7 protein-coding genes and 1 pseudogene are annotated in these 8,428 nt (G+C 62.8%); all 8 read right to left on the bottom strand.

Features of this window, described 5'->3' with window-relative positions; all coding sequences use genetic code 11:
* Positions 1-353: 353 nt before the first annotated feature.
* Positions 354-1,412: a hypothetical protein gene (locus tag IG65_RS0133495; protein ID WP_156055921.1), complete on the bottom strand. Its 1,059-nt coding sequence runs from the start codon at positions 1,410-1,412 to the stop codon at positions 354-356.
* A gap of 52 nt (positions 1,413-1,464) precedes the next feature.
* Complete coding sequence (uppS, locus tag IG65_RS0133490; RefSeq protein ID WP_231509616.1) at positions 1,465-2,145, bottom strand: polyprenyl diphosphate synthase; 681 nt, start codon at positions 2,143-2,145, stop codon at positions 1,465-1,467.
* An 82-nt stretch (positions 2,146-2,227) separates the two neighbouring features.
* Positions 2,228-3,682: a cytochrome P450 gene (locus IG65_RS0133485; protein WP_051757312.1), complete on the bottom strand. Its 1,455-nt coding sequence runs from the start codon at positions 3,680-3,682 to the stop codon at positions 2,228-2,230.
* 73 nt (positions 3,683-3,755) lie between these two features.
* Positions 3,756-4,922 (bottom strand): polyprenyl synthetase family protein, encoded by a 1,167-nt coding sequence (locus IG65_RS0133480; RefSeq protein WP_231509614.1) that lies wholly within the window; start codon positions 4,920-4,922, stop codon positions 3,756-3,758.
* Positions 4,923-5,221: 299 nt separating this feature from the next.
* Positions 5,222-5,701, bottom strand: a pseudogene (locus tag IG65_RS37435) (Tn3 family transposase); the annotation flags it as partial.
* A gap of 262 nt (positions 5,702-5,963) precedes the next feature.
* On the bottom strand, positions 5,964-6,257 hold the full coding sequence (locus IG65_RS39975; RefSeq protein WP_369801646.1) for a lysophospholipid acyltransferase family protein: 294 nt from the start codon (positions 6,255-6,257) through the stop codon (positions 5,964-5,966).
* Positions 6,258-6,260: 3 nt separating this feature from the next.
* Positions 6,261-6,899: a haloacid dehalogenase-like hydrolase gene (locus IG65_RS0133465; RefSeq protein WP_081879939.1), complete on the bottom strand. Its 639-nt coding sequence runs from the start codon at positions 6,897-6,899 to the stop codon at positions 6,261-6,263.
* Positions 6,900-7,088: 189 nt separating this feature from the next.
* Positions 7,089-8,171 (bottom strand): patatin-like phospholipase family protein, encoded by a 1,083-nt coding sequence (locus tag IG65_RS0133460; RefSeq protein ID WP_081879938.1) that lies wholly within the window; start codon positions 8,169-8,171, stop codon positions 7,089-7,091.
* Positions 8,172-8,428 lie beyond the last annotated feature (257 nt).

Genomic DNA, 8,428 nt, shown 5'->3' with positions numbered 1-8,428 from the left:
TCTTTTGAAGGATCACGCGGTGACCACCCTCTATCCGGCTACGACACGCTCAGACATTTGCTGGCGTCCGGTCGTACACCATCCTGCTGGACTCAACCCTCCGGCCCACCGCTCCGGTCTCGCTCGCGCGGTGTGAGAGACCGTGGAGAAGCGGCTCCCCCGCCCCCACTTCGCTACTGGGGCAGCCGCCGCCCAGGTCGGCGCACGACGAAATCTTGACCCCGGCCTCTCCAGGGTGCGACGCCAGAAACCGCCACCGCCGATCCGCTACAGGTAGGGGCCGAGAGGTTGTAGGCGATGGCACACTGGCAGGCACCCGTATTCAAGTGGTCGGAGTGCGGGTACGCCGAATCTCATGCCGAAAGCGGTGTGATGTCAACATGGTCGGCATGAATGGTGACGGTCCCGGAGCTGACACCGTCCCATACGAATCCGGCACCGCGGTAGCGCGGAGTGGCCAGGTGGAAGTGGACGTTACCGGCCACCATCAAGTCAAGTTCGGTCAGGTATGCGTTGAGCTCGGGAAGAGCTTTCCACTGCCCGCCACGCAGTTTGTCGGCCAGGGCTGCGATCAGGTGTTCGATATCCCGCAGCGTGTGGACGACGTGGTCGGCGGATTCTTGGAGACTGAAACCCTCGGCGATGTGGAGGAGCCCCAGAGCATTGAGGGACCAGTGCCCGTCGACGATTTCCTTGCCGAGGGACATCAGGTCGTTGACCAGACCGGTGTGCTCGCAGACAAGCCCCTGGACTTCTATCAGATCCGGGTCTGCGAACAGTTCGGGAAGAAGTGAGAGACCGAGAACATAGTCGGCCGCGGCCACGAACGGCATGGTGCCGATGTTGACCCGTCGAAAAGTCCGGTACTCCTCGAAAGACATCACCGTGCCGTCTGCAATCAGACGCAAACCTTCGGGCTCGGATGCGAGATAGCCTTCTGTAGCCCGCGTGAAGCGCTGTTTCTGGTCGTCGCTCATTGGGGTCGTCAGCCGGTCCCATGTATCGGCAAACATAGAGGTGAGCAGGCTGTCAGCGGGCAGGGCCCCGCCGTCGGAGAGTGCAGCGAGCATCCGTGGCGCGTTCTGTGCCCGGTCCAATTCCGCCTCTACCCGAGTGTCGGCGGACAGGTGGTCATAGAGAACGAAGAAGTCGCAGAAGTTGGCCAAAGCGGCCATGCGCTCCGAATCACCATGTGGGTAGAGCGTGGCTATCCACCACGCGTGGCGGCTCGCGAGGAAGTGGTCGACCTGCCATGCAGTCAACGGAGTCCTCACAAGGTACGAGCGTGCCCATTGGGCGGCGAAACGCTCGATCATCTCGATCTGCGGGTGCAGTTCTGGTTCCAGGTCGATCAGGAGTTCTGGCATTGTGAAGCTCTTGCCGAGGATATGCAGATACGGGGAACCAGTCATAGTGAACGGAATCCTTGTCAGTTGGCGAGCGGGGCATGCGAGGTTCTCGGGTTCACTGTCCATACCTGCGGGTGCGGTGCCGAAACCAGGACACGGCACGGAGAAGATCGGTCTGCTGGAAGTCGGGCCAGGTAGCAGGGCAGAAGTAGTACTCGGTGTATGCGGTCTGCCAGGGCATGAAGCCGGACATGCGTTGCTCGCCGGAGGTGCGAATGACCAAGTCTGGGTCGGGTTGACCCGTGGTATCCAAATGCTGGGCGATGTCCGCGGGGGAGATGTGCTTTATCAGGCGATCCAAGGTGCCTGCGGTCCGGTGGGCCTGGAGCATCCTCTGGACACCGCGTGCTATCTCGTCATGACCACCGTAGGCGAGGGCGATGTTGACCGTCGGGCCGACAACATGCGCAGTTTTGTCGGCGGCCGAGAGCAATATGCTGCTCCATTGCGCAGGCAACCGTTCCAGGACACCGAGGTAGTGAATGCGCCACCGCTGGGTGGCCGCGATAGCTTGTGTCGTGTCGGCGATCACGCGAAGCAGGCCTTTGAGTTCGGTGTCCGGGCGGCGCAGGTTCTCGGTGGACAACGGCCACAGCGTGACGACCTCGAGGTCGGTGATGTCCAGGCACCAGGTGAGAAGGTTCAGAACGCGATTGCCCCCATGCTGGTAGCCCTTCGACGTGCTGTGTCCGTGACTGCGGGCCCAGCGGCGGTTGCCGTCGAGAATGACTGCCAAATGTCGGAGCGCAGCGTTCTCCCGCGGACAGTCGGAGGTAGAAGTGTTCTGCGAAGCGATTGATGGCTCCATGGTGGCCTGCTCACCTGCCCGCATGTTCGGCATCGGCGGCAGCGCAGACTCGTCCAGTCTGCTTTCCGCCCTGATCGGCTTCGGCCCTGGTTGATGGCTGCTGTTCTGTCTGCCCGGTGCGGGCGGTGGCACGCATCTGCAGGCCGGAGGGGTGCAGCGCCACAGCGGCTGCAGGGCGGACCCGCTGGCCGGGGACCGAGTCCAGACGCCAGCAGGCGGTGATGGTGGCCAAGGCGAGAACAGCCTCGGTGAGAGCAAACTGGTCACCGATGCATTTGCGGGCTCCGCCACCGAACGGGAGTGATGCGTTGTGTGCTGGTGGTGTCGAGGTTTGATCCCATCGGTCGGGGTCGAAACGTTCGGGTTCGGTGAAAAGGTCGGGTCGGCGGTGGATGAGATAGGGGCTGAGAACGACCGTCGTTCCGGCCGGAACGGGGTACCCGCCGAGTCGGGTGTTGGTGGTGACTGTGCGGGTGAGTATCCATCCGGGGGGATACAGCCGAAGTGTTTCGGTAACGACGCGGCTGGTCAACTTCAACTCGGGCAGATGCTCGAGGTCGGCCGGATCCCCTGCCAGCACGGTATCCACCTCTTGGTGCACCCGGTCACGGATGTCGGGGTGGCATGCCAACAGGTGCAACGCCCAGGTCAGGGTGTTGGCGGTGGTCTCCCATCCCGCGCTGAAAAGTGTAATGACTTGGTCTCTGATATCGACGTCGCTCAGGCCCGCACCTCCACTCGATGCACCCTCATCGGCGGTGTCGCGTGCGTCCAACAGCATCGACAGCAAATCGCCGTAGTCGGCGCCGTCGTCACGTCGCTCGGCAATGATGTCTTCGACTATCTGCCGGAGGCGGTTGCACGCCTGGCGATAACGGCGGTTGCTGGGGGTGGGAAGCCGGTCCAGCGGCGGCGGGGTGATCAACCGCCGGTACATCTCCTCGGTGATTGTAGTGAGATCGTGAGCAGCGCGAGTCGCGGCCTCGGATGAGAGCCCCTGGGAGAACATCGTCTCCATCGCGATCGTCATGGTCAACGCAGCCATCTCCGCCGGCACATTCAGGACCTGGTGGTCGCGCCATCGGCTGGTGACAGCAGCGGCATGAGCAGTCATCATCTGCGCATATAGGGAGAGCCGATCGGCGCGGAAAGCAGGCTGAACGAGTCTGCGCTGCCGCCGATGCCGATCATGCGAGCAGGTGAGCAGGCCATCGCCGAGCAACTCCCGGACCCGGTCGATGAGTTGACCACCCTTGTCGAAGGTGCGGTCGTCTTTAAACACCTGACCGGTCAGTTCCGGGCTGCAGGCCACGAGCACGCGACCAGGGCCGATTCGGATCTGGACCAGATCACCACAGGAAGGTAGGGAGGTCAGCAGCGCCAACGGATCACGCAGCAGCGGCACGATGTGACCGAGCAGCGGCAGGCCGCCGGGCGCTTGCGGAATCTCTGCTGACACTGTCATGAATACCTCTCGGGGAAATGGGAGCAGGTGCCGAAAATCCGAGGCGGCACATCGGAAGTACGTGACGCATGGCTCAACTCCACCCTGCAACGAGGTCCACCAGAGCCATCAGATCCTCGGTACCTGCTGGGTGCAGCGTGTCCGCTTCGAGCACCTCACGGGCTGCATCGCAGGTGCGCGCCAAATGTTGTTCGGCCCACCGGCGGCCGCCCGCCCGCTCGACCAAATCGGCAATATCGACGAATTCGTCCGGCGTAATTTCTGCGCTGGACACATATCTACGTCTCAGCACACCAGCTGCCGCGCTACCCGATTGCAGAGCGGCAACGACCGGCAACGACTTCTTCCGACGCGCCAGATCCGAATACACCGGTTTCCCGGTCATTTCGGGGTTTCCCCAGATGCCCAACAGATCGTCGGCGAGCTGATACGCCAGCCCCAGCTGTCTACCGAAACAGTCCAGCCGTCGCGCATCGTCGGCCGTAGCTCCGGATGCCAAAGCACCCAGCTCGCACGCCGCACCCAGCAGCGCTCCGGTCTTGTTCGCGGCCATACGAATACACGAGGACAAGTCCACCTCGAGCGCGTGCTCGAACCCGATATTTGCGCACTGTCCCTCGCACAATGCCCGAATCGCGCGAGTCAGCACAGCTGTCGCGGCTCGGTCGCGCTCCGCAAGAAGGTCCACCGCGGCGGCGAGCAGCATGTCCCCTGCCAAGACCGCCGATGCGATCCTGAACCGAGCCCAAACGGTGGGCCTACCACGACGCAGTCGATCGCCGTCCATGACATCGTCGTGCAGCAATGTGAAATCGTGCACCAACTCCACGGCCGCCGCCGCCGTTACTGCGTCCTCGATGGCCCCAGCATCGAGGACGCAGGTCGCTGCTCCGGCAATGGCAAGTACCAATGCCGGGCGGATCGCCTTGCCTGTTCCGGTGTCAGACCGACCCTCCGCATCCCACCAGCCGACGTGATACCCCACAACGTGCCCCAGCTCGGCACGGAAGCTCTCCACGACCGCCCGATACGCTGGCTCCACCCGAGACCGTGCCTCGGCCAAGACCCGCACACCAGCTTCGTTCACCGGTGTGGCCCGGTCGTCTCGCCCGCGATCAAATTTTGAAGTCGGGCAGCGCAGATGATCTGAAAAGGGCGAGGGATTTGTATGCATGGAGAGAGCTTCGAGAGTGTAGGAAAAGTTAAGGTTCGAAAACCGAACACTCAGTTTCTCCAACACCTAACCACGGCGCGTGCAAGTTTGCTTCCCAACGGCGGGAGGCCGCCCAATAACCTGTTGCGCAGGACACCGTCGATCGTCTCAGTTCCGGGCTCGTGAGTAGCAAGAACCCCCGCAGACGCAGCCGCTCCAACTCCTCATCCGCGAGCACCCGCGCCGCCACGAAAACCTACCTCCAACACGCCGCCGATCAACCCTCACCGGCACCCAAGTAGTTCAGGCGTTCCCAGATGCCGTGCGAGCCCTCGGTGACGGCGGCCTCGCCGGAGCCTTGGTAGTGCACCTTCAGGTATCCAGGTCGCCGTCCTCATCCAGCCGCGCCACTTGGTGGGCACGAGTCCAGTCGGCGCCTCGTCGAAGACCGTCCGGTCGCCGGTCGCGTTGTGCTCGCGCAGCATGTTCACCGCGATCAACAGCTCGGTCGCGGCGGTGCCGCCGGCGAACCGCACCGACGACAATACCGCCGGAGTGAACTGCCGCAGATACGAATACGACGCATCCAGGGCGGCCAAGTGGCCGTGATCGCGCGGCAAACGTGGCTTGGCCTGCGTTATCGCCGCACGCAACCGCTCCCACCCGATGCGGTCGCCCCGGATCGGCCCGCCGATCTCCTCGTCAGGGACCTGTGTCCCGACCGACGGATCGACCACCAGCAAAGCGTCCAGCTCTGCGCATCGCTGCGGCGTAAGCTCGTGTGCGAGCCGGCCGTACGTCTCGGCCTGCGCTTGGTTGCGCGCGTGCGCGATCCGCTCCGCAAGTGTGACCGGACCCGGCCGGACTCCTCCCTCGGCTACTGCACCCCGATCGAATACGAACTACTCTCCGACAAGACACCCACACCCGCTGCCAGTTAGCTGCAACGACTGGAACCTATTCGGTGGGCAGGTCAAAGTTGTCACCTGTCCGTGCAGCAGCCCTTCTCTCAGCTGGGTGATGTATTGGTCGATGTGCTCGACTCGCCAGTTGGCGGTGTCGACGGGCTGAAGGACTGTCACCTCGATTGTTCCGGTGTCCCGTAGCATCGCGCTTCGCCACATGATGTCACCGGAGTTGTGGATGACAATCGGATGATCGGGACACCGGCCTCGATGGCGGGTGGAAAGCGCCCTTTTTGAACGGGCCCAGAGCCGCAGGGTCGGCATGACCTGGCCCTCGGGGTGCGATCGCGACCGCGATTCCGGAGCGAAGCTTGTCGAGGGCCGGTTGCATTGCTCGGATCGCCTGATCCGGGCGGGCTCGATCGATGAATACGATCCCAATGTAGCGCATGACCGGTCCGATGACGGGGTACCAGCGCATGGTGTGTTTGACGATGGCAGTGAACCGTTCGCGCAGGATTCACGGGATCACCAGCGCATCGAGTTGGCTTTGGTGGTTGTACACGAACACTCCGGGGCGCAGGGAACACGTCTCAAGCGCACCAGCGATGCGGATGTCGACACCGGCCGCACGCAGAGCTGCTCCGGACACTTCCACCGACATCATGTCGATCTTGGAACGCTGGTCCTGCCCGGCCGTGCGCAGCATCGTGACCATCGCGCTGACTGTGAACGCGCCCAGGGCTGCTGCCGTGCACAGAATCCGGGTGCCGATCGGGTGTCGATGCCGTCGCAATCGCAACACTGCAGCACCCGAAATCTCAGTGGCCGAAGGGCTGCTCGGATTCACCATAGTCGCGGTATCCATCATCGACAGCAACTCGATGTCGTCACCGAGATGGACATACAGACAGCTTTGCGCCACATCGATGTCGGCGGCAGCAGCGAAGGACTTGACCGCGGTGGCTGCACCGTTCGGACCTTCCGGCGGGTGGATGATGTGTTCGATGCCGAGATCGGTTGCCAGCGGCCGAACCAGGACCGCCGGTGCGGGGGACATCAGTACGACAGTGTGACCTGCGGCCTGATGTGCCGACACCAACTGGCGGGCTCGGCGATAGACCCGTGGCGCCACGACTCGCGTGAAGAACCTGTCTATGTTCTCGTCGCCGTTTCTGCGAGCGAAGCTGTGCCGCTATCGGTTTCGTGTGTATCGGCGGTACAGCGCGCCCGTGGTCGAGTCCAGCATAGCGCTATCAACGTCGAAGAAGACGCCGACTGCGGGGCCCCTGGGGGCCGCGGCGGATGCCGACGATCGTCTCCGATGTCATCCTGTCGTCGTGTCCTGTCACCGCACAGCCGCCGGAACCGGAGTGTAGGTGGCACCAGTCGTCCGCACGACCGTCAGGCGTGGCATCGTGCGAATCCGACCGTCTCGCAGCAGTTCTGGATCCGCGGCCTCGGTGGCGCAATAACCGAGCGAATAGGCTTGTCGGCCCGCTGCCAGCACCGAGTACCGGTCTCGCTCGTCGAGAGTGACCCGGGACATCCATGGCAGCGGAGACAGGTCCAACACGTGGGGACCATTAGATGGGGTGGAGAGACGTTGCTGCGCAAGCCATGTCTCGTCTTCGGCTCGTTGGCGTAGCGACTCCAGATAACAGTTACCCAGGCCGAGGCTGATGCGGTCCAGACTCATTCCGATCCAGCGATGCAGCCACGACGAACGCGACGGACCGGTTTGTGGATGACGGGTGCTGAGCGATAGAACATGAGTGCATCCCTGCTTGACCGCGAGCTTGAAGCACAGTGGTGTGATCAGCCCGCCGTCGACCATTCGCCGGCCGTCGAGCTCCATCGCACCGGGCACCGCGATCGGCAGCCACGTACTCGCGCGGAGAGCCGTCTCGAGTGCTTCGGCCGAGGGGAAATCGCGCAGCGTCGCAGTCTGCAGGGCATCGACATCGGTGACCGCCACGACCAGCGGTATCGGTGAGTCGACAACTGACTGATACTGCAGAGGCTTGCGCGAGCGCATCAAAACGCCGAACAGATAGTCGAGATTCATAATCGGACGTCTACGAAGCGCCCGGCTGAAATCGACGAATTCCCGGCCGGCGAGGTCTTCGTAGTAGATCGACAGCGGGTACCACGAATCCTGGGTCAGGAAATATGCGCCGTTGATCGCGCCAGCGGAGCTGCCATATACGACATCAAAGGCATTCTTGAAACCGTAATCGTCCAGTTGTGTCAATATCGCGGCCGAGGTTACGCCCCGCATGCCGCCGCCCTCGATCGTCAGCGCTACCCGCGCCCCGTCGCTGCGATGATGTGGAAGGCTTCCCGAATCGCGCCTGGCACGCAGTATTCGTAATACTGGGTGTTCCGGATCCCAGTAGCGGCGCAACTCGCTCCCAGTCGAATCCTGCATTATTCCTCTTCTCGCATGCGCGCTTTGCACTGCAGAAACATACAGACCTCGAGGGCAGTTCGTCATTCACCGATGATGGGAAGTGCCACGTTACGGAATGCAGAAATTCTGCTGCTTGTTCGAGGGGTGACCTGCAGGCCACCGTCCGGTGAGCCCGCCTAGTGCCGTGTCAGGCAACCTTCGGTAGGTAATTGAGGTGCCGGATCTTGGAGCCGACGGCGAAGTCGCGTACGGGTCCAGCGTGCTGATTGCGCCAG

Origin of the sequence: Nocardia sp. NRRL WC-3656 (assembly GCF_000720265.1) — a bacterium.
Lineage (GTDB): Bacteria > Actinomycetota > Actinomycetes > Mycobacteriales > Mycobacteriaceae > Nocardia > Nocardia nova.
Note: the sequence above shows the minus strand (reverse complement) of the source record. Positions and strands in the feature narration are given on the sequence as shown.

Excerpts from the sequence above, each read along its gene's own strand:
- IG65_RS0133495 (WP_156055921.1), bottom strand. The coding sequence starts at position 1,412 with ATGACTGGTTCCCCGTATCTGCATATCCTCGGCAAGAGCTTCACAATG.
- IG65_RS0133460 (WP_081879938.1), bottom strand. The coding sequence starts at position 8,171 with ATGCAGGATTCGACTGGGAGCGAGTTGCGCCGCTACTGGGATCCGGAA.
- IG65_RS0133485 (WP_051757312.1), bottom strand. The coding sequence starts at position 3,682 with ATGACAGTGTCAGCAGAGATTCCGCAAGCGCCCGGCGGCCTGCCGCTG.